This is a genomic window from Pseudarthrobacter sp. NPDC092202 (genome assembly GCF_044755505.1).
Lineage (GTDB): Bacteria > Actinomycetota > Actinomycetes > Actinomycetales > Micrococcaceae > Arthrobacter.
The window spans coordinates 1-1,655 of sequence record NZ_JBIVRG010000037.1 but is presented as its reverse complement, the minus strand read 5'-3'; the positions used below and the strand labels follow the sequence as shown (position 1 = coordinate 1,655).

The 1,655-nt window shown below is 67.9% G+C and carries 1 protein-coding gene; it reads right to left on the bottom strand.

All coding sequences use genetic code 11. From position 1 onward, the window contains the following. Positions 1 to 127 precede the first annotated feature (127 nt). The gene (locus tag ACIQF4_RS21155; RefSeq protein WP_364275826.1) at positions 128 to 1,534 is read right to left on the bottom strand and encodes an IS1380 family transposase; all 1,407 of its coding nucleotides are present in this window, start codon (positions 1,532 to 1,534) and stop codon (positions 128 to 130) included. Positions 1,535 to 1,655 lie beyond the last annotated feature (121 nt).

Genomic DNA, 1,655 nt, shown 5'->3' with positions numbered 1-1,655 from the left:
ATGAGCCTTCGGCTGGCCGTCCTGGCGTGACCGGTGCGAGATGATGCGCCGCGGGCAGGGGTGTGTTCCGGGCGTCGCATCCCGGTCGTCCACTTGGTCCTTGGTCGTGCCGCGGGCGCGGCGGTGGTCAGCTGGTCGCGGCCGGTGGTGGTGCGTGCGTCGCGGTGAAGAGCTGCTCGAACGGGGCCTGCCAGGGCCAGGCCTCGGGCAGGTGCAGTGTGACCCGGCGCGCGGACCGCGCCAGCCGCGCGGGCACGGAGATGAGAGTGCGGCGGATCGTCGCGGTCGTCGCTCTGGCGAGCCGGCCGGCGTGGTCGGCGATGATCCCTGCTGCGCGGGTGAGGTTGAACGCGATCACCGCGAGGACGAGCCAGGCGCTGTTCGCGGTGAACACCCCGGAGGGCAGGTGAGCGAGCGGGCCGCTCTTCAGGTCGGCGTGGACTTGCTCGATGATCGCGTGTGCCCGGTGGGTCTTGTCCGCCACCACGGTGCCCATCACTGTCTTGTCGGTGGTTGTGAAGAACGCGTGGTGCCGGTAGATGTCGAACAGTGTCGGCTGCTCGACCTGCTTCGGGTTCAGGTCCGGGATCCGCCGCACCACCAGACGCCCTTCGATCCGTTCGGCGATCTTCCGGGACCGGAACGCGACGAAGGGCACTTCGGCGACTTCTGCTTTGGAGATCAGTCGCCCGGTGGCCTCGTCACGGATCGAGTCGGTGTACTCGATCATCTCCCACGCATCCTCGGGGATCGTCGCGATCGCCGCCTTCACCGCGGGGTCCATCCGGACGGTGACCGATACGTCCGCGCCGGCCTTGATCGCCGTGCCGATGGTGGCGTGTCCGTAGAACGCGGAGTCCGCCCGCAGCAACGGCCGGGAACTGCTTCCGGGGTTCAAGCGGCGCAGCGTCGCGAGAGCGTCGCCGACAATCCTGGCGGCACCCTTCGGGGAACCGGTCTTCCCCTGCCGCAGCCGCTGCCCCACGATCACCGGCGCCGACTGCGATGTCGACGCCGTGGCGAACAGGGCGTTCAGGCCGCGGACGCCGGAGTACCCGAACGACGCGCCCTGCTTCTGGTATCCGTGGACTTCGATGATCGTGTCGTCCAGATCCACCATCACCCGCTCACCATCCCGGACCTGCAGCAGTGGCGCGGATTGCGCGACGTTCACCAGGGTCCGGGAGGCGACGGCGTCGAGCTGGCGGACGTGCCCGAACCGGAACTCCCGCAGGAACGAGCCCAGCGTCGACGGCGCATACGTCCGATCGAACAACCTGCCCATCCCGCCATGACGCAGCACGTTCATGTCGTCGATCGAGTCCGCCCCGGCGAGCATCCCCGCCACCAGCGCCATCACCTTGCTGCCCGCGTTCGCGCCCTTATCCGACGGGACCGTCAACCGGACCTGCGCGAGCTGATCGAGCCCTGCGGTGCGGGCCAGGCGGAGCATCGGGACCAGCCCTGCGGCCGACACAAGATTCGGGTCATCGAACTTCGCTGACACCGCAGCGGGAGCATGCTTGAATTGCACCTACGAGATGCCTCTCGGATCGGTCGAACAGCGGTCTAGACAATCACTATTCTTCCTGATCAGAGGGGCATTTCTGCGTCACGGCACCCGCTTGTCACCCAAGCTCATCGGTGGATCGAGG